This window comes from Arthrobacter sp. TE12232, from assembly GCF_054062615.1.
This window is the reverse complement of record NZ_JBSSFK010000001.1, coordinates 2,173,092-2,192,077: the sequence shown is the minus strand read 5'-3', so window position 1 is coordinate 2,192,077 and position 18,986 is coordinate 2,173,092. Positions and strand designations below refer to the sequence as shown.

Here is an 18,986-nt window from a genome sequence, read left to right as displayed (position 1 = left end):
TCCGAGTTCGGTGCCGTATCATCCGGCATTTGAGGTTCTATTTGGGGGCAATTGTCCATATTCTTTTGCCCTGTTTCACCGCGCGGTTACTGGGAACCGGCACTGCCCGCGGTGCCGCGGCCAAAATTTTCCTCACCACCCCCCGCAAACGCTTGTTCTTGGGCCGGATTCAGGCCGAAGGAAAGTCCGCCGGCACCTGCTACAGACATCTCATCCCTGCAGTCCTACGATTGATGAACACTTCATTTCACAGCGGTTATTTACAGCGGAAAGGAAGATCGATGGCGGATCATCAGTTCGGAGAAGAAATCGAGCCCGAGGTTGCGAGCCATCTGGCGCAGTCGATGGATGAGGCTCCCGGACCGGAGGCCTTGCACCACGTTCCCCCGGCGGCAGCACAAGGACAGCAATGGCCGGACGGCAGCGGCAAACACCGTCATCCCAAGGACCGTGACACCACTCGCGGACGGCAAGGCCAGCAAGTGGCCGACGCGGCAATCCACCGGCAGAGCCGTCCGCAGATGCCCCACCACGACTAAGGTCCCGCGGCAGGACCGGCGACAGGTTCGACCACGACGTCGGCTGGCGTCTTATCCAGGCGCCAGCCGCGCCACACCGGGTGCCGCAGCTTCCCGCCCCCGGTCCAATCCCCGTAGCTGACCTCGCCGACGAGTTTTGCACTCACCCAATGCGCGTCTGCGGCATCGGCGTCCGGCACCTCCCGGAACGGGGATGTCTTCCGGGGCAGGGCGTCCAGTTGTTGCCGGAGTTCCTTCAGCTCGCGGGTGCTGAAGCCGCTGCCCACGCGCCCCACGTACCGGAGCTTCGAGCCATCCGGGATCCCCAGCAGCAGCGAGCCCACGGATTCCCGACGCTCGCCGTTTCCGGTCCGCCAGCCGCCCACCACCACTTCCTGGGTCCGCTCAAGCTTGAGCTTGAGCCAGGACCGGCTACGCTGGCCGACATAGCGGCCGTCCGTGCGCTTGGCCATGACCCCCTCCAGTCCCAGCTCAGCGACGCTTTCCAGGATGTGCCTGACGCTGATTTTGTGCGCGTCGCCGGCGTCGATCACGCCGGAGAGCTCGATGTGGGCGCCGGAGGGGCGGAAGAAGCGCTCGAGCCGGAGCCGGCGCTCGCTGAGCGGCAGGGGCCGCAGGTCCTCGCCGGCGTCGAAGAGGAGATCGAACAACATCAGCCGCACCGGAGTCGAGTCCTGCGCTTTTGCGACGTCGGCGGCCTTCGTCAGTTTCATGCGGCCCTGCAGCAGGCCGAAGTCCGGCCGGCCCGTGCGCCCGACGGCGATGATCTCGCCGTCCGCGACGAAGTCCTGTTCCGGCCAGAGGGGCCGGTCCGTCAGTTCCGGGTAGCTCGCGGACATGTCGTTGCCGTTGCGGCTGACGAGCCTGACGGTCGTGGCATCGCCGATGACCAGGGCCCGGACGCCATCCCACTTGAGCTCAACCTGCCAGTCCTTGTCGGCGAGGTCGGCAGCGGTCCCGGCGCTGGCCAGCATGGGGCTGAAGCCGGAGACATCGGGTGCCGGTGCAGGGTCCGGGACCTGTGCCCGGCCTGGTGGCGGATCAAGTCCCGGGGCCGCCGGCTGCCCGGGGGAGCCGCCGGGCGCAGCCTCCTGCCCGCCGTCGGGCGCGGCGTCCTGTCCTGTCTCTTGGTCTGCGGGCGCTGCTGTCCGGTGTCCCTTGTGCGGCCCGGCCGGGTCCATCAGGTGGATGAGCCACTGGTCGTCGGCCTGGCCGGTGTGAATGAGGGCGAACCTGCGGGTGCCGCCGAGGCCGCCGCCTTCCGCGCCGGTCAGCGTGGCAATGACCTCCTTGCCGGCGATCCACTTTTCGCAGTCGTAGTAGCCGCGGTCCCAGACGCTGACCGTCCCGGCGCCGTACTGGCCTTTGGGAATGACACCCTCGAAGTCCGCGTAGTCCAGCGGATGGTCCTCGGTCTGGACCGCGAGGTGGTTGGTGGCCTTGCTGGTGGGGACGCCCTTGGGCAACGCCCAGGACACCAGCACGCCGTCGCGTTCAAGGCGGAAGTCGTAGTGCAGCCGGCTGGCGTGGTGCTCCTGGATGACAAACGACTCCCGCAGCGGACCGGCGCCAGCGACGGTGCCGGCGGCGCGGGCGTCCGCCGCGAAGGGTTCGGGGGTGGAGTTCGCGTCCCGCTTCGCGCGGTAAGACTCAAGCCGGGGATCGGCGGCGCTGCCGCCTGAGACCGCGGCGAACGGGTCCTTGCCGGACTGCACGCGCTTCATGACCTCGTGGTAGTCCAGCTGGCGCAGGGACGCCGAGCTGAGCTCCCGCCAGGTCCGCGGCGCCGCCACGGTGGGCCGCAGCCGCCCGCGCAGCGAATAGGGCGCGATCGTCGTCTTCGCCGCGCTGTTCTGGCTCCAGTCGACCAGGACCTTCCCGGTGCGAAGGGTCTTTTTCATGTCGCTGACCACCAGGTCCGGATGGTCCGCTTCCAGGGCGCGGGCCAGTTCATGGGCGAAGTCCGAGATCTGCTCAGAGCCCCGGGTTCCGTCCAGTGCGGCGTAGAGATGGATGCCCTTGCTTCCGCTGGTCACGGGGACGGGGTCCAGGCCGACGTCCTGCAGGATGGCGCGGGCCAGTTTGGCCACTTCCGCGCATTCGGCCAGCCCGGCCCCGTCGCCGGGGTCCAGGTCCAGCACCATCCGGTCCGGCGGCAGGGCTCGGCCGTGCGAATCCACCCGCCACTGGGGGACATGGATTTCGAGGGCGGCGATCTGGGCCAGCCAGGCGAGGGTGGCGGCATCGTTGACCAAGGGGTACTGGTTCGTGTGCTCTTTGTGCTTGATGGCCGCCCGGGAAATCCAGCCGGGTGCCGATTCGTCCAGATTTTTCTGGAAGAACACTTGCCCCGGCTCCTCGGCCGTTCCCACGCCGTGGACCCAGCGTTTCCGGGTGGCCGGCCGGTTCCGGACCGCCGGGATCAGCACCGGCGCGACGGCGGCGTAGTAGGCCAGAACGTCTGCCTTGGTGGTGCCGGTTTCCGGGTACATGACCTTGTCCAGATTGGTCAGGACGAGCTCGCGGCCCTCCACGAGGACCCGTTGCCGGCCGTTTGCCGGGGGCGTGTTTTCCCGCTGGGCATCCCGCCCGGCGGCCGGCTGCGTGGTTCGCTCAGCCAACAGTCTTCACCTCCGAACCGCTCTGGTGTTCACTAGTCCCATGAGAGCCATCTGGAAGGGCGCGATCGCATTCGGGCTGGTCAACGTCCCCGTCAAGGTCTACAGCGCCACTGAGGACCACGACATCAGCCTGCACCAAGTCCACAACGCCGACGGCGGACGGATCCGCTACCAGCGCCGCTGCGAGGTCTGCAGCAAGATCATCGACTACGAGGACATCGACAAGGCCTATGAAGACGACGGCCGCACAGTGATCCTGACCCGGGAGGAACTGAAGTCCATCCCCGCGGAGAACAGCCACGAGATCGACGTCGTGCAGTTCGTCCCGGCGGACCAGCTCGATCCCATCATGTTCGAGAAGAGCTACTACCTGGAACCGGACTCCAAGTCGCCCAAGGCCTATGTGCTGTTGCGCCGGGCCCTCGAGGACACCGACCGGGTGGCGATCGTCCAGTTTGCGCTGCGGGAAAAGACCAGGCTGGGGGCCCTGCGGATCCGCGGCGACATCCTGATGCTGCAGTCGCTGCTCTGGGCCGACGAAGTGCGCGAGGCCAGCTTCCCGGCCCTCGAAACCTCGATCCGCATCTCCGCCCAGGAACGCGAAATGTCCGCCGCCCTGGTGGATTCGATGGCCGCGGACTTTGACCCCGAACAGTTCACGGACGACTACCAGCTCCAGCTCCGCCAGCTCATCGACGCGAAGCTGGAGAAGGGGGAGTCCCTGGACACCGAAGAAACGTTTGGCGCCGCCGCTGCCGAAACCGGCACCGGCGAAGTGATTGACCTGATGGAGGCCCTCAAACGGAGCCTGGAGAAGAAGCGCGGAGGTGGGCCGGCGGCCGCCGGGAGCGGGTCGAAGACCGCGGTCGAGGCGCCGGCCAAGGCACCGGCCGGGGCCGTCTCTAAGGCTGCGGCCCCCAAGGCCGCCGCCAAGAAGACCGGAGAAGGCGGCGCCACTGAAAGCAGCGCCGGCGAAAGCCGGGCCGCCACTGCGAAGGGCACGGCGCCTAAGGCGGCTCCCAAAGCGACGCCATCCAAGACCACGGCGGCAAGGGCGCGCAAGGGTGCCTGAGGCCGTGGACAGGGATGCCGCGGCCATCAGACTCAGGAGTTCCGCAGGGCGGAGATGAGCTCGCTCTTCTTCTTGGCCGAGTAGCCCTTGAGGCCGATCTCCTTGGCCCGTTCCTTGAGCTGCGGGACCGTCCAGTCCTCGTAGTCCCCGGCCTTGCCGCCCTTGCGGCCCACCGCGGACCGGCCGCGCTTCGCCGCCGCCTTGGAGATCCGGGCAGCCTTCTGTTTTGACGCGCCGTCCTCGACCAGCTTCTCGTAGAGCTCGGGGTCCTTGATGCTTGGGCTCTCTGCGCCGCGGGGTCCGCCCCTCTTCGTCGGCATGGCTACCGCCCCCGGGTCTCGTCAGCGGCCGGTCCGGCGGCGATCTCCATGAACGGCTGCTGCCGGCGTCGGGTGGGCGGCACGGCAACGTCCGCCCCGATGCTCTTTTGCACGCGTGTCACGCGATCATCTCCTTCGGCTGGGAACCATTCCGCGACGGCCCGCGGACGCTGCCGCCGCGGATTCCAAACTAGCCGCGCCGCAAGGCGGTGACAAGCACTTACTAAGCCCACTGACAACGATCGCGGATAGCGCACAGGGCCCCGGCGATGCCCGGGAACACGAAGGCCCGGCGCGCCCCCTTGTCGGGGGCGGCCGGGCCTTCTGATGCTGCTTGTTACTGCCGGGTGTCCGGGCGCAGGCGCCGGACGGTGCGGCTATTCGGCGTCGTGATCCGTCTCAAGGATCTGCACGAGGCGATCCAGGGCGGCGTCGGCGCCTTCGCCCTCGGCACGCAACACCACAACCTCGCCGTGCGAAGCGCCCAGGCTCATCAGCGACAGGATGCTGGCGGCGTCCATGGCCTCGTCCTCCGGCTCGCCCAGGCGGGCGATCGTGATCTCGAGGTGGTCGAACTCGCCCGCAGCCTCGGCGAAGATGGCGGCCGGGCGGGCGTGCAGCCCGACGCGGCTGGCAATGGTGGCGTTACGTTCGGTCATTTCTGCTCCTTGAAGTCAGCTTGGGTGTTTATCAGCTGTGAATATCTGCTTGGAAAGTCGCCCTGGACTGGCTTAGGCGGCTACGGGAACCGTTTCCACCGTATCAACCGGCTTCTTGACTGCCCAGCGCTTGAGCCCGATCACGGCGAAGGCACTCACGACCGTACCGGCCGCGATCGCGACGACGAACATCAGGAAGGGATCGATCGCGAAGAAGACGAAGATTCCGCCGTGCGGGGCCTTCGATCCCACCCCTGCTGCCATCGAGATGGCACCGGTCACGGCACCGCCCAGCATGCTGGCGGGGATGACGCGGAGCGGGTCGGCGGCGGCGAAGGGGATGGCGCCTTCGGAGATGAACGAGGCTCCCAGCAGCCAGGCGGCCTTGCCGTTTTCCTGTTCCGCCAGGCTGAAGAGTCGCTTGTTCAGCACGGTCGAGGCCAGCGCCATGGCCAGCGGCGGGACCATGCCGGAGGCCATGACGGCCGCCATGATCTGCCACGGTGCCTGGTTGGTGATGGACGCGGCTCCCAGGCCGGCGACGGCGAAGGAGTAAGCCACCTTGTTGACCGGACCGCCGAGGTCGAAGCACATCATCAGACCCAGGACAATGCCCAGGGCGATGGCGCTGGCGCCGGTCAGGCCGGCCAGGAAGTTGTTGAGCCCGGTGGTGACGGCGGCGACGTACCTGCCGAGGAAAATGAACAGAATGCCCGATGAAACGAGCGACGCCACGAGCGGGATGATAACCACCGGCATCAGGCCGCGCAGCCAGCGGGCCACGTTGAGCTTGCCGATCGAATGCGCCACGTAGCCGGCGAGCAGGCCGCCCACAATGCCGCCGAGGAAGCCTGCGCCCATGAAGACGGCTACGGCGCCGGACACGAAGCCCGGGGCGATGCCGGGCCGGTCAGCGATGCCGTAAGCGATGTAGCCGGCCAGTGCGGGCACGAGGAAGCCTAGGGACAGGGCACCGATCTTGAAGAACACGGCACCCAGGTACGCGCCCATCGGGCCCCACGCCAGTTCCGGGTACACGGTGGGCAGATTGAAGAGGCTGTTCTCTGCCAGGATCTTGTCCGCGAAGCCGGTGATGGTGTAGCCGCCCAACAGGAAGCCGAGGGCGATCAGCAGACCGCCGCCTGCCACGAACGGGATCATGTAGCTGACACCTGTGAGCAGCGCCTTCTTCAGCTTCGTGCCGATGTGCTCGCCCTTTTCCTCGGCGTTGTGTTCGGCCTGGTCTTCAGCGAAGTGCGGGACGCGGCGGGCGTGCGGGTTGTCCGCGGCCGCCAGTGCTTCCGCAACCATCTTGTCCGGTTCGTCGATGCCGCGCTTGACCGGTGCGTTGATCACCGGCATGCCGGCGAAGCGCTCCTTGCCGCGCACGTCCACGTCCACCGCGAAGATCACGGCGTCGGCGGCGGCGATCACGGCGGGGTCAAGGGCCTTGGCGCCGGAGGCCCCCTGGGTTTCCACCTGCAGGTCCACGCCGACTTCCTTGGCTGCGGCGACCAGCGAGTCGGCGGCCATGTAAGTGTGGGCGATGCCGGTGGGGCAGGCCGTTACCGCGACAAGGCGCTTGGGTCCCTTGGCCTTCGCCGTGCCCGTGCCTTCCCCGGCAGTGCCAGCTGCGGCCCCGGTGGCTGCGTCAGCGCCAGTGCCAGCGCCAGCGCCTGCGGCGGCAGCGGCCGGCGCGGCAGCGGCGTGGGCGGAGGGCTTGTCCGCCAGTGCGGCTTCGACGAGCTCGACAATCTCTGCCGGGGAGGTCGCGGCGCGCAGGCTGGCCGTGAAGTCCTTCTTGATCAGGGACCGGGCCAGCTTCGACAGCAGCTTCAGGTGCTCCTGGTCCGCGCCCTCCGGAGCGGCAATGAAGAAGATCAGGTCCGCGGGCCCGTCCTTGGCACCGAAGTCGACCGGCTGGGACAGCCGCGCCATCGCCAGGGTGGGCTCGGTGACCGCCGTCGAGCGGCAGTGCGGGATGGCGATGCCGCCCGGGACACCCGTGGCGGTCTTGGACTCCCGGGCGAAGGCGTCGGCGAAGAGGCCTTCGACCTCGGTGGCGCGTCCGTTGGCCGCAACTCTGCCTGCCAGGTGCCGGATCACGTCCTCGGGCGAACTGCCCAGGTTCTGGTCGAGCTCGACCAGTTCGGTGGTAATGAGCTGAGTCACTGTCAATCCTTCCGGAGGGCCGTGATGGTTACGGCATCAGGGGTGGTTTGGTTGACTGCCGGGACAGTGGAGCCCGGCAGGGAAGCGGCGGCGGCACCATGGGCCACCGCCTGACGGAGGCAATCGACCGGGGCGGCGCCCTGGCTGGAGGCGAGCAGGTATCCGGCCAGCGACGAATCGCCGGCGCCGACAGTGCTGACCGCGGTGACCGGCGGATGCGTGGCCAGCCACGCGCCGTCGGCCGTTACAAGAACGGCACCCTTGGAGCCGAGGGTGGCCAGTACAGCACCCACTCCGGAGCGCACGACGGCGGCGGCTGCTGCTGCTGCAGCCTCCGGGTCCGCTTCGAGCTCCTCGGCGGATTTGTGCGTGGCGAAGCCGGCTGCCGCAGCCAGTTCCGCCAGTTCCTCGGCGTTGGGTTTCAAGAGGTCCGGCATTCCCGAGGCGTCGCCGGAGACCGCTGCGGCGAGAGGTTCGCCGGAGGAGTCGACGGCGACCCGGGGTGCGGCCTCGCCATCAAACAGGGAACGCAGCCGCCGGATGACGGTGGCGTAGAATTCGGCCGGAACTCCGGGTGGGAGCGAGCCGGCCAGGACAACCCAGGCGGCACCGCGGGCGTGGTCCAGCAACAGGCTGATCAGGGCCTCCTGCTGGTCCTCGCTGAGGACCGGTCCGGGTTCGTTGATCTTGGTGGTGACGCCGCCGGGCTCGGTGAGGGCCACGTTGCTGCGCAGCGGTTCGCCGATCGGGAGGGCAGCGAACGGCACCTCCGTATCCCGCAGCCCGGCGAGGACGGGATCGGCCTCGGCGCCGGGAAGGACGGCGATGGTCTTGAGCCCGGAGGCCACGAGGGCGCGGGAGACATTGACTCCCTTGCCGCCGGATTCCTGGCGGACGGAGACGGCCCGCTGTACTTCCCCGCGGAGGAGGGGGCCGGGCAGCGCCACGGTGCGGTCCAGGCTGGGGTTGGCGGTGAGGGTGACAATCACGCGACCACCACCTCCACTCCGGCTTCCGCAAGGGCGTCGGCGAGTTCCCGGCTAGGTTGCGTGTCTGTGATCACGGTGTCCAGATCTTTCAACGAGGCGAACTGGACCAGCGTCTCTGCATCCAGCTTGGAGGAATCAGCCAGCACCACAATGCGGCGCGCTGATTGGACGAAGGCCGCCTTGACGGCGGCTTCTTCAGGATCGGGTGTGCTCAGCCCGAAGGCTGCATGGATGCCGTTGGTGCCGATGAACGCGATGTCCGGCCGGATCCGGCGCGCGGCCTCCACCGTGGATTGGCCGACCGCGGCCTGGGTTAGTCCGCGGACCTTGCCGCCGAGCAGGTGCAGGGCGATGCCCGGTTCGCCGGACAGCCGGGAGGCGATGGGCAGGGAGTGGGTGATGACGACGAGTTCGGCCTCGGGTCCGGTCGCCGGGAGGCTGCCCGTTGCTGCGGCCCCGGCGGCCCGGGCGGCGAGGAGTTCGGCGAGGGCCTCCGTGGTGGAACCGGCGTCGATCAGGATGCTGCCGCTGAGGCTCTGGGGAATCAGGGCCAGGGCGGCCTCGGCAATGCGGGTCTTTTCGGGCTGCCGCTGGACGGTCCGCTCCAGGATGCTTTCTTCCGTGGTGCTGAAGCGGTCCGGGGAGACCGCGCCGCCGTGCACCCGGCGGACGCTGCCGGCAGCTTCCAGGGCGGCGAGGTCCCGGCGGATGGTCTCGGTGGTGATGCTGAAGCGCTCGGCCAGGTCCGTGACGCTGGCCCGGCCGCTGGCGTAGATGAGCCCCACGATCAGCTGCTGGCGTTCTTCGGCGAACACTTACCCTCCATTGCGTACTGCATCTGACTTGGTTCTTGTTCTGCGTTCCTGGGGCTTCAGTGACTCCCATCACATGAAGTGGAATTGTTTGACTTTATCTTTGTTCTTGTTGGTTTGTCAATGAAAAACAACATGAACGCAGAAGTTACGCGCGGCCCCCGCGGGACATGTCCAGTGCTCGCGCCGAGGGGTGGGCAGGATGGGACTATGTCCACTCTTCGCCCCGGGGGCTGGGCATGTGCTGCGCTCGGGCCGGGCTCCGGGGGACATGTCCGGTGATGGTGCCGAGGATTGGGCGTGTGCACTCTGGGTTGACGTTCGGGCTTGGCCTGCGGCCTGGAGATGCCGGGGGGCATGTCCAGTGGTCGGGCTTGGCGGTGGGCAATTTGGGAGTATGTCCGTTGCTCGCGCCGGGGTTGGGCATGTGCTGCGCCCGGCCCGGGCCTGCGGGCGGGAGATCCGGGGGGACATGTCCAGTGATGGCGCCGAGGGTTGGGCATGTGCGGTCTGGGCGGCTGCTTGGTGGGAAACATGGCGGAAGCCGGGCCCGACATTGAAGTCCGGCCCGGCTTCCGGGTCGTTGGATTCCGCGCCGTGCAGGGTGCGCGGGCAGGGCTCAGATGCCGGCGTCGCGGCTCTCATTGCGGGTGATGGTCTCGCCGGTGTTGGGGTCCACAACCGTGCGGCTTTCGCTGACGCGGCGGGTGCGGCCGCGTCCGGGGGAGGCAAGGACGAGTGATGCGATGAGTCCGATAACTCCCACCACCATCAGGATGTAGCCGATCATGGCCTGGTTCACATTGGGGATCAGCCCCGGGGTGACGGCCCAGGCGAGGATGGCGCCGAGGGCGATGAGGAAGATTGCGGAACCGATTCTCATGAAGTGCTCCTTGGTGCCCTGTGGGGCGAATGGGGAATGATAAGCATGCTGTCCAGCGTCACGCTACAACCCCGCCCCGGCTGTTTCAATGAAACGCACTCCGCCTCGCCGGGAATTTTACGCACCGTTTCCGGACCACCGCTGCGCTTTCGGGAGGCCGCACCGCGGATCCGGGGTGCGAGAATCCGGTTTCGTAGCGGAAACCCCTGCAGGTCAGATATCCGAGGAAGTGTCGGACCCGATCCTCAGGAGCAGACCCCGCGCCCGGAGCGCGCGGCAGGTCTGGATAGGCTGAGCCCATGGAGACGGTCGTCTGGTCAAAGCCCGAACACGAACGCGCCGGCACGCCGTTGCTGGTGATGCTGCACGGCTACGGCACGGACGAATCCCGCATGGCCAAGCTGTTCGGTGCCCTGCCGCCGGAGTTTAGCTGCGCCGCCCTGCGCGGGCCCAAGGACATCGGAGACCACTACGGCTGGTTCCTGCTGGACTACTTCCTCACGCATGACTTTGCCGACGTCATCGCCTCCACGAACTCGGTGTTCGCGTGGATCGAATCGGTCAAGGCCCGGCACAGCAGTGTCAGCCTGCTCGGATTTTCGCAGGGCATGGCCATGGCCAGTACGCTTCTGCGGCTCCGGCCGGAACAGTTCCGCGCGGTCGTGGGCCTCTCGGGCTTTGTCCTGGACAACGAACTCCTAGCCATGAGCGAATCCTTTACCTCCCGGCCGCCGTTCTTTTGGGGCCGGGACAGGGGCGATGTCGTCATCAACGACGCCGCCACCGAACACACCGAGGAGTGGCTCCACCGGAACACCCAGCTCACGGCCCGGACCTACCCCGGCATGGGCCATTCGATTTCGAAGGCCGAACTCGTGGATGTCGGCGCGTTTCTGCGCCACTACGTCCTGCGCTGACCGGGCCGCTGGTCAGGCCGCTGACCTGCGCTGACCGGTCCGCTGACTATCCGTCGGGCAGTCCGGATCGTCCACTTGCATGCCAAATTTGTAAGCGTTTACAATCGACCTCGGCCATGAACACCGGGCCCACTACTTCAGGGGGAAGAAAGGGCTGAGCCCGTGCCGCAGGCCAAGACCTCGCGCGTGACCATCCAGGACGTCGCCGCGCTCTCCGGGCTATCCATCTGCACCGTCTCCCGTGCGCTCCGGCAGCTTCCCAACGTCTCCGAACACGCCAGGGCGCGGGTCAATGACGCGGCGGCCCAGCTCGGCTACAAAGCCTCGTCCGCAGCATCCCGGCTCGCCGGCGGAAGCACCGGCTCCGTGGCCATCATCGCCCCGACCGCCACAGCCTGGTTCTTTGCCCGGGCGGTGGAAGCTGCCGAGGAAGTCTTTGCCGACGGCGGCTACGACACCGTCCTGATCAGCCTCAGGAACCGGCCCACTGTGCAGCAGAAACTCTTCGGCGACCTCGCCGGCCTGGCGCAGCGCGTGGACGGCGTCCTGCTGCTCAACATTGCCCTCGGTGAGGCCGAAATGGCCGCTCTCGCGGCTTCGGGCCTCGCCGTGGCCAGCGTCGGGATGCACGACGTCCCGTGGGACAACGTGGGCATCGACAACGAGGGCGCCGCCCGCGCGGCCACGAACCACCTGCTGGGATTGGGCCACACGGACCTTGCCATCCTCGCCGGCAGCGAAACCGGCGCGCCCTCCCTCGTGACCGCCAGCGAACGACGCCGGGGCTTCGAACTGGCCCTTTCCGACCACGGCCTCACAGCCGATCCGGACCTTGTGGTCGACGCCGGTTCCAGCATCGAGGGCGGCCGGCTGGCCATGGTGGAGCTCATGGAGAAACGCCGGATGCCGTCCGCGATCTTCGCCGGTTGCGACGAAACAGCGTTCGGCGCGCTCATGGCCTTGCGGGAGTTCGGTTTGTCAGCGCCGGAAAACGTGTCCATCATAGGAATAGACGATCATCAGATGAGTTGGTTCCTGGGCCTGACCACAATGGCCCAGCCCGTGGCCGACCAGGGCGCTTTCGCGGCCAGCCTGCTGATTGACAGACTTCATCGCTCGGGCCTCCCCAATCCGCCACCGGCCGGGCCGCCGTCGAACCATCTGCTGGAAACGAAACTGGTAGAGCGCACGAGCACAATCCCCCGCTGAACCGGCTGAACCGGCTGAACCGGCTGAACCCGCTGAACCAGGCCAATCAGGCCAACCGGATGGCTCCCGGCGCCGGAGGCCCGGTGCCCCTGACAGAGCACCACGGGCAGCGGCCGCCGTCGCGCCGGATGACCTCAAACAACCGGTCTCAGCCAACGCCCGTGAACCGGGCACCTCAAGAGTTTTTGAACAACGCCGTCTTGCATGCCCGCCGTCTGAAAGGACTATGACCCATGACTTCAGTTCCCGATACCTCCGGCCTCGCCGGTGCGCTTTCCGGCGCTTCCGCCATTCTTTTTGACCTCGACGGCGTCCTGACGCCCACCGCGGTGGTGCACGAGCATGCCTGGAAACAACTTTTCGACGGTTTCCTGGCCTCCGTTCCCGACGCCGCCCCGTACCGGGAGAGCGACTACTTCGACCACATCGACGGCAAGCCGCGGTTCGACGGCGTCCGGGACTTCCTGGCCTCCCGCGGGATTGTGCTGCCCGAGGGCCCGGCGGACGACGACCCCGCCCACGACACCGTCCACGGACTCGGCAACCGCAAGAACAAGGTCTTCAACGACATCGTCGAAGCCGGCGGGGTCCAGCCGTACGAGGGCTCCGTCCGCTTTGTCGACGCCGCACTGGTCCGCGGGCTCAAGCTCGCCGTCGTCTCCTCCTCCCGCAACGCCCCGGCCGTGCTCAAGGCGGCCGGATTGTCCGATTACTTCCCGGTGGTGGTCGACGGCGTCGTCGCGGTCACCGAGGGCCTGCCCGGCAAGCCCAGCCCGGCCACCTACGAATACGCCGCACGCCTGCTGGGACTGCCGAGCGATCAGTGCGTCGTGGTGGAGGACGCCGTCTCCGGAGTCCAGGCCGGCAGCGCAGGAGACTTCCGCTCGGTGATCGGCGTCGACCGCGGCGCCGGCCGGCAGACCCTGCTCGACGCCGGCGCCACGGTAGTGGTCAACGACCTCGCCGAACTGCTCTAGCCCGGCGCCCGTTCCCGGCCGCCCGCACCGCCTGCCCGCAGCACCCTCCCGCACCGCTCACCCCCGAAGGAACCCCTCAACCATGGCTCTCATCACCTCGGACCGCGCCCGGTTCCCCAACGATCCCTGGCAACTGGTCGAGACCGTCCACCTTCCCGGCAATGCCGGCACCCTGGAGACCCTGTTCAGCCTGGGCAACGGGCATCTGGGGATCCGCGGCGCGCATTGGGCCGCCGCCGACGCCGAGCTTCCCGGCAGCTTCATCAACGGCTTCCACGAGACCTGGGACATCAAGCATGCGGAGAACGCCTACGGGTTCGCCCGGACCGGGCAGCGGATCCTGTACGTCCCGGACGCCAATAACTTCACCGTGATCATCGACGGCGAGCCGCTGAGCCTGGAGGAGTCCACGGTGCTGGACTACCGCCGCAGCGTGGACTTCGCCACCGGCCTCTACGAATGCCGGATCACGTGGCAGTGCCGCTCCGGCGCCACCGTGACCACCACCGAGCGCCGCGCCGTCGGCTACGAATCCCGCGGCGCGCTGGGCATCAGCCTCGAGGTGGCGGCCGACCGTGACATCTCCGCGGACGTGACGTCCTCGGTGATCAACCGCCAGGACCAGCCGGTGGAGGACCACTCCGCCCACGACCCGCGCCGCGCCGGCCGCCACGCCGGGCGGGTGCTGCTGCCGTTGCGGCTCGACGGCGGAGACGGTTCCCTGCGCCTGTCCTGGGAGGCCGCGGAATCCAAGCAGCGGCTCGGGATGGCCGTGGATCACTGGACCTCGGCCGGGGTGCAGCCGTTCGACACCCTGGTGGACCAGGACGACAGCAGCGTCCGCTACGTCCTCGCCGTCAGCGCGGATGAGCCGTTCGTGCTGGAGAAGAGCGTCAGCTACGCCGTGGGCCAGGCCGCCGAGGACCTCGCGGACAACGCCGAAGCCGGCCTCAAGCCGGTTAGCGAGATTTTCGCCCAGAGCGAGGCCCACTACCGCGCCTACTGGACGACGAGCGACATCGTGGTGGCGGGCCAGTCCGAGCTTCAGCAGGCCGTCCGCTGGAACCTGTTCCAGCTCGCCCAGGCCACGGCCTGCGCCGATGTGGCCGGCATCCCGGCCAAGGGAGTGTCCGGCTCCGGCTATGACGGCCACTACTTCTGGGACCAGGAGGTGTACCTGCTGCCTTACCTGACCTACACCAACCCGGGCAACGCCCGGCAGGTCCTGGAATTCCGCCACGACCTCCTGCCCGAGGCCAAGATCCGGGCCAAGGAGCTCAGCGTCGACGGCGCCCTGTTCCCGTGGCGGACCATCAACGGGCTTGAGGCCAGCGCCTACTACGCGGCCGGTACTGCCCAGTTCCACATCGCCGCAGCAATCGCCTTCGCGACCAACCGGTACATCTGGGCCAGCGGGGACCGGGCCTTCGAAGAAACCCTCGGCGCCGAACTGCTGATCGAAACCGCCCGGATGTGGGTGTCCCTGGGCTTCTTCGGCAAGGACGGGCTCTTCCACATCCACGGCGTCACCGGCCCGGACGAATACACCGCGGTGGTCAACGACAACCTCTACACCAACGTCATGGCCCGCTTTAACCTCCGCGCCGCCGCCGCCCTGGACCACCCCGAGATCGGCGACGCCGAACGCGAGCTCTGGGAACAGGCCGCGAACCGGATGCAGCTGCCCTACGACGAGGACCTTCAGGTCCACTCCCAGGACAACGACTTCATGACCCTGGAGCCGTGGGACTGGACCACGCCCCGGTCCAAGTACCCGCTCCTGCTGCACTTCCACCCGCTGGTCATCTACCGGCACCAGGTCCTGAAACAGGCCGACACCGTGCTGGCCATGTTCCTGCAGTGGCAGGACTTCACGGCCGAGGAAAAGCGCCGCGCCTTCGATTTCTACGACCCCATCACCACCGGCGACTCCACCCTGTCCGCCTGCGTCCAGGGGATCATGGCCGCCGAGGTCGGCTACGGCAAGGCCGCGCTGGACCACTTCACGCACGCTCTGTTCATCGACCTCGACGACACCCACGGCAACACGATCGACGGCGTGCACATCGCCTCCACCGGCGGCGTGTGGAGCTCGCTGGTCAGCGGCTTCGCCGGCCTCCGGGACCAGGGCGCCGTGCCGTACTTCGACCCGCGCCTGCCCGCCGAATGGGACGGACTCGAGTTCTGCCTGAAGATCCAGGGCCGGCTCCTGCACGTCGGGCTCGATCAGGGCTCCATCACCCTGACCGTCCGGGACGGCGCACCGCTGGACGTCGACGTGCGCGGGGAACTGCTCACCGTGGGCACCGAACCCGTCCGGGTTCCGCTGGCCCCGGTCGCGGCCCCCGAGCCCACCATCTTCCCCAGCGGCCTCCCGACGGCGTCGATCCCGGTGGTGCGGGCCGCGGTCTGAGCCGCCGCCCGGGCGTTGCGCCCGGGCGGCGTTGCGCCGCCGTGCCGTGAGCGTCGTCTCTCACGGAATAGTCAGCGCCGCGTCGGGGTTGCCGCCTAATGGGACCGGTTCTGCTCATGAGGCAGGCTGGCCCCGTGCACTGGGCGGAGACCGACGCCGGCGCCGTCCCGGCGCCCCGACGGACTGCGCCTGATTCGGCTCGACTAGCCACGAAACGGAGATGGTGGATCAATGACTGCCTACAAGACAGTGAACCCCGCAACCGGAGAAACGCTGAAGGAATTCCCGGTTGCAACCGCAGCCGAGGTGGAGCAGGCGCTCGCCGCCTCGCAGGAGGCCTTCCGCGCCTGGCGCTCCGGCCCTGCCGAAGACAGGGCGAAGATTCTGGCGCGCGTCGCCGAGCTGTACCTGGAACGCCAGGACGAATTGGCCCGGCTGATCAGCACCGAAATGGGCAAGCCGCTGGCCCAGTCCCGCGGTGAAGTGAAACTTGTTGCCGATATCTTTTCCTACTACGCCACCGAGGGCCCCGGATTCCTCAAGGACGAGCCGCTGAACGTCAGGGGCGGCGGCGAGGCCGTGGTCCGCTCCGCTCCGGTGGGACCGCTGCTAGGCATCATGCCGTGGAATTACCCCTACTACCAGGTGGCACGGTTTGCCGCTCCGAACCTGGTCCTTGGCAACACGATCCTGCTCAAGCACGCCGGAAGCTGCCCGCAGTCCGCCCTGGCGATCGAACAGATCTTCAAAGACGCCGGTCTCCCGGACGGCGCTTACGTCAACCTGTTCCTGACCAACGAGCAGGTCGCGGAAATCATCGCGGATGACCGTCTCCAGGGTGTTTCGCTCACCGGGAGCGAGCGGGCCGGTTCCGCTGTCGCCGAGGTGGCCGGGCGGAACCTGAAAAAGTATGTCCTGGAACTCGGCGGTAGCGACCCGTTCATCGTGCTTGATTCCGAGGACCTGGACGCCACCGTCAAGGCGGCCGTCGGCGGCCGCATGGGTAACGCCGGGCAGGCGTGCACGGCGTCCAAGCGGTTCATTGTGGTGGAGGACCTCTACGACGCCTTTGTGGAGAAGTTCACGGCACGGATGGCCAGGATCAAGCCGGGGGACCCGCTGCAGGCCGACACGACGTTCGGCCCCCTGTCCTCCCAAAGCGCTGCCGACGGCCTCATCGAGCAGATTCAGGACGCCGTGGACAAGGGCGCCAGCCTCCGGACGGGCGGACACCACGTGGACGGTCCGGGAGCGTTCGTTGAACCGACCGTTCTGACCGACGTGACGCCGGACATGCGCGCGTTCTCCGAGGAACTCTTCGGTCCCGCCGCGGTCATCTACAAGGTGGCGAATGCGGCCGAGGCGATCGAACTGGCCAACGGCTCCCCGTACGGCCTGGGCGGCTCGGTGTTCAGCGCCGACGTGGCCAGGGCACAGGAGGTCGCGGACCAGCTGGATACCGGCATGGTGTTCATCAACTCCGTGGCCCAGACCCAGGCGGACCTGCCGTTCGGGGGCGTCAAGCGCTCCGGCGTCGGCCGTGAACTGGGCCGGTTCGGCATGGACGAGTTCGTCAACAAGAAGCTCATCCGCACTCCGCGCTAGCCACCCGGGCCGTCCGCCGCCGGCGGGGCCGGGGCCGAGTCTGCCCGGCGCGTGCCCTAGTGTTAAGTGAACTTACTTTTACGGTTCCGACGAGAGGCGATCATGGCCAAGCGCAGCAACCCGGCAATGAAGATTGCCCAGGAAACAGCCCACAGCGCGATGTTCGACGCCGCCGGCCAGCCCCGGCCCGGCCTTCACAACGTGCTCCTGCGCGCTGTTGAAGTCCAGCGCCCGCTGGTGCTGGCCAATATCCGCAGGCTCCAGCGCAGGCACCCGCAGGCCTCGTCGGCGCAGCTCGCCGCGATCCTGGAGCGCGATTACCTGCTGGCCGTCACCGGTGGCGGGGCGCTGGTCGGCGGAGCGGCTGTGATCCCGGGCGTCGGGACCGCGGCAGCACTGGGACTCTCGGCCGCCGCGGCCGTCGGCTTCCTGGAGGCCACCGCCCTGTACTCCACGGCGCTGGCCGAACTGCACGGCGTGCGGATGGTGGATCCGGACCGGGCGAGCACGCTCGTCATGGCGATCATGCTGGGCGAGGAAGGCACCGAGCTGCTGAGCTCGCTGAGCGGACAGGCAGCCGGCCGGGGCAAGGGCCCGTCCCAGGCCTGGACCGCCGCCTTCACCCGCCGCGTTCCCCTCGCCGGCTTCGGCACCGTGCGCGAGCGGATCCAGACGATGTTCCTGCGCTCCCTGCTGAAAAAGCAGGGCACGGCCTGGTTGGGCCGCGCCCTGCCCTTCGGCGTCGGCGCCGTCGTGGGTGGCGTCGGCAACCGGCTGATGGCCCGCGCGGTCGTCGCCAACGCCAAGGAAGCGTTTGGTCCCATACCGGACACGATTCCGGGAGAACTGCGGGCCCTGGCGCAAACTTCCGGGCCGGCCGCGCTGTACGACGCGCCGGACGATGACCGCGACTCGCCGCCGGCCAGCGGCGCCCGGAACGTCTCAGCGAAGGCTTCAACGAAGGATGGCGGCACGTTTTGGATCTGAACGCTGACCTGGGGGACTCCTTCGGGACCTGGACCATGGGTGACGACGCCGCCATGTTCCCGCTTGTCACGAGCGCCAGCGTGGCCTGCGGCATGCACGCCGGCGACCCCGTGACCATGCTGGACACGTGCCGGGCCGCGTACGAGCTCGACGTCCGGGTGGGGGCCCACATCGGGTACCCGGACCTGGCCGGGTTCGGCCTCCGCGCCCTGGACATGACCTTCGATGATCTCTTCGGTGCCGTGCTGTACCAGCTCGGCGCCCTCGACGGCGTGGCGCACGCGGTCGGCGCCTCGGTGGACTACGTCAAGATGCACGGGGCGCTGTATGACCGCACCGTGCGCGACGCCGAACAGTCGTCCGCCGTGATCGCCGCCATCCAGGCCTATGATCCCGGACTGCCCGTTCTCGGCTTCCCGGGCTCCGCCCTGCTGGGCATCGCCAAGGAAGCCGGCCACCCCGTGTTCTCCGAAGCCTTCGCCGACCGCGCCTACCTCCCGGACGGCACCCTGGTGCCGCGCTCACAGGAGGGTGCCGTGCTGGACGACGCCGGTCGGATCGCCGAGCGGGCGGTGCGCCTGGCCACGACGGGCGAAGTCGAGGCCGTCGATGGCACCGTGCTCCGGTTGGCGCCGGACTCGCTGTGCCTGCACGGCGACACGCCCGGGTCCATCGCGACGGCCACGGCGATCCGGACGGCCCTGGAGGCCGCCGGCGTCGAACTGGAGAGCTTCGCCTAGCCGGCCGTCCCTGACGGTCACGGTGAGGCGGCCCCGCCTGAACCGACGCCCGGGGGTGCCAGCAGAGGCGC

16 protein-coding genes are annotated in these 18,986 nt (G+C 68.2%); 9 read left to right on the top strand and 7 right to left on the bottom strand.

Annotated features, from left to right (window positions below; all coding sequences use genetic code 11):
* The first annotated feature begins 29 nt into the window (after positions 1–29).
* On the top strand, positions 30–539 hold the full coding sequence (locus ACVWZ7_RS09660) for a hypothetical protein (RefSeq protein WP_456507697.1): 510 nt from the start codon (positions 30–32) through the stop codon (positions 537–539).
* Here the strand turns inward: ACVWZ7_RS09660 and ACVWZ7_RS09655 are convergent.
* Entirely contained in the window at positions 536–3,031 is a 2,496-nt protein-coding gene (locus ACVWZ7_RS09655) for an ATP-dependent DNA ligase (RefSeq protein ID WP_456509091.1), read from the bottom strand. The genes ACVWZ7_RS09660 and ACVWZ7_RS09655 overlap by 4 nt on opposite strands.
* Positions 3,032–3,200: 169 nt before the next feature.
* Between ACVWZ7_RS09655 and ku the strand changes: the two genes are divergently transcribed.
* Positions 3,201–4,232 (top strand): non-homologous end joining protein Ku, encoded by a 1,032-nt coding sequence (gene ku, locus ACVWZ7_RS09650; protein ID WP_344361351.1) that lies wholly within the window; start codon positions 3,201–3,203, stop codon positions 4,230–4,232.
* A gap of 32 nt (positions 4,233–4,264) precedes the next feature.
* Here ku and ACVWZ7_RS09645 read toward each other — a convergent pair whose 3' ends face one another.
* The 6 genes from ACVWZ7_RS09645 to ACVWZ7_RS09620 form a co-directional block, all read right to left on the bottom strand.
* Positions 4,265–4,552, bottom strand: coding sequence for a DUF7218 family protein (locus ACVWZ7_RS09645; protein WP_456507696.1), 288 nt, complete (start codon positions 4,550–4,552; stop codon positions 4,265–4,267).
* Between the two features lie 377 nt (positions 4,553–4,929).
* Positions 4,930–5,211, bottom strand: coding sequence for an HPr family phosphocarrier protein (locus ACVWZ7_RS09640; RefSeq protein ID WP_091250185.1), 282 nt, complete (start codon positions 5,209–5,211; stop codon positions 4,930–4,932).
* Between the two features lie 72 nt (positions 5,212–5,283).
* Complete coding sequence (locus ACVWZ7_RS09635; protein ID WP_344361343.1) at positions 5,284–7,383, bottom strand: PTS fructose transporter subunit IIABC; 2,100 nt, start codon at positions 7,381–7,383, stop codon at positions 5,284–5,286.
* Between the two features lie 2 nt (positions 7,384–7,385).
* Positions 7,386–8,372, bottom strand: a complete 987-nt coding sequence (locus ACVWZ7_RS09630) for a 1-phosphofructokinase family hexose kinase (RefSeq protein WP_344361341.1) — start codon at positions 8,370–8,372, stop codon at positions 7,386–7,388.
* Complete coding sequence (locus tag ACVWZ7_RS09625) at positions 8,369–9,187, bottom strand: DeoR/GlpR family DNA-binding transcription regulator (protein WP_091250192.1); 819 nt, start codon at positions 9,185–9,187, stop codon at positions 8,369–8,371. Before ACVWZ7_RS09625 ends, ACVWZ7_RS09630 begins: the two co-directional genes overlap by 4 nt.
* A 616-nt stretch (positions 9,188–9,803) precedes the next feature.
* Complete coding sequence (locus ACVWZ7_RS09620; RefSeq protein WP_091250195.1) at positions 9,804–10,067, bottom strand: DUF6458 family protein; 264 nt, start codon at positions 10,065–10,067, stop codon at positions 9,804–9,806.
* A 299-nt stretch (positions 10,068–10,366) separates the two neighbouring features.
* On the opposite strand from ACVWZ7_RS09620, the gene ACVWZ7_RS09615 reads away from it, so the two are divergent.
* The 7 genes from ACVWZ7_RS09615 to ACVWZ7_RS09585 all read left to right on the top strand — a co-directional run bounded on the left by ACVWZ7_RS09615 (position 10,367) and on the right by ACVWZ7_RS09585 (position 18,915).
* Complete coding sequence (locus ACVWZ7_RS09615) at positions 10,367–10,984, top strand: alpha/beta hydrolase (protein WP_456507695.1); 618 nt, start codon at positions 10,367–10,369, stop codon at positions 10,982–10,984.
* Between the two features lie 162 nt (positions 10,985–11,146).
* Entirely contained in the window at positions 11,147–12,193 is a 1,047-nt protein-coding gene (locus tag ACVWZ7_RS09610) for a LacI family DNA-binding transcriptional regulator (RefSeq protein ID WP_456507694.1), read from the top strand.
* Positions 12,194–12,426: 233 nt separating this feature from the next.
* Complete coding sequence (locus ACVWZ7_RS09605) at positions 12,427–13,170, top strand: HAD family hydrolase (protein WP_116765498.1); 744 nt, start codon at positions 12,427–12,429, stop codon at positions 13,168–13,170.
* Between the two features lie 82 nt (positions 13,171–13,252).
* Positions 13,253–15,583: a glycoside hydrolase family 65 protein gene (locus ACVWZ7_RS09600; protein WP_344361331.1), complete on the top strand. Its 2,331-nt coding sequence runs from the start codon at positions 13,253–13,255 to the stop codon at positions 15,581–15,583.
* A gap of 231 nt (positions 15,584–15,814) precedes the next feature.
* The gene (locus ACVWZ7_RS09595; RefSeq protein WP_344361329.1) at positions 15,815–17,188 is read left to right on the top strand and encodes an NAD-dependent succinate-semialdehyde dehydrogenase; all 1,374 of its coding nucleotides are present in this window, start codon (positions 15,815–15,817) and stop codon (positions 17,186–17,188) included.
* Between the two features lie 102 nt (positions 17,189–17,290).
* Positions 17,291–18,175, top strand: a complete 885-nt coding sequence (locus ACVWZ7_RS09590; protein ID WP_456507693.1) for a hypothetical protein — start codon at positions 17,291–17,293, stop codon at positions 18,173–18,175.
* Positions 18,166–18,915, top strand: a complete 750-nt coding sequence (locus tag ACVWZ7_RS09585; RefSeq protein WP_344361325.1) for a LamB/YcsF family protein — start codon at positions 18,166–18,168, stop codon at positions 18,913–18,915. Before ACVWZ7_RS09590 ends, ACVWZ7_RS09585 begins: the two co-directional genes overlap by 10 nt.
* Positions 18,916–18,986 lie beyond the last annotated feature (71 nt).

Bases quoted from the DNA above. Each gene is read 5' to 3' on its own strand.
- ACVWZ7_RS09645 (WP_456507696.1), bottom strand. From the start codon at position 4,552: ATGCCGACGAAGAGGGGCGGACCCCGCGGCGCAGAGAGCCCAAGCATC.
- ACVWZ7_RS09600 (WP_344361331.1), top strand. From the start codon at position 13,253: ATGGCTCTCATCACCTCGGACCGCGCCCGGTTCCCCAACGATCCCTGG.
- ACVWZ7_RS09605 (WP_116765498.1), top strand. From the start codon at position 12,427: ATGACTTCAGTTCCCGATACCTCCGGCCTCGCCGGTGCGCTTTCCGGC.
- ACVWZ7_RS09595 (WP_344361329.1), top strand. From the start codon at position 15,815: ATGACTGCCTACAAGACAGTGAACCCCGCAACCGGAGAAACGCTGAAG.
- ACVWZ7_RS09590 (WP_456507693.1), top strand. From the start codon at position 17,291: ATGGCCAAGCGCAGCAACCCGGCAATGAAGATTGCCCAGGAAACAGCC.
- ku (WP_344361351.1), top strand. From the start codon at position 3,201: ATGAGAGCCATCTGGAAGGGCGCGATCGCATTCGGGCTGGTCAACGTC.
- ACVWZ7_RS09620 (WP_091250195.1), bottom strand. From the start codon at position 10,067: ATGAGAATCGGTTCCGCAATCTTCCTCATCGCCCTCGGCGCCATCCTC.
- ACVWZ7_RS09615 (WP_456507695.1), top strand. From the start codon at position 10,367: ATGGAGACGGTCGTCTGGTCAAAGCCCGAACACGAACGCGCCGGCACG.
- ACVWZ7_RS09655 (WP_456509091.1), bottom strand. From the start codon at position 3,031: ATGTACCCGGAAACCGGCACCACCAAGGCAGACGTTCTGGCCTACTAC.
- ACVWZ7_RS09640 (WP_091250185.1), bottom strand. From the start codon at position 5,211: ATGACCGAACGTAACGCCACCATTGCCAGCCGCGTCGGGCTGCACGCC.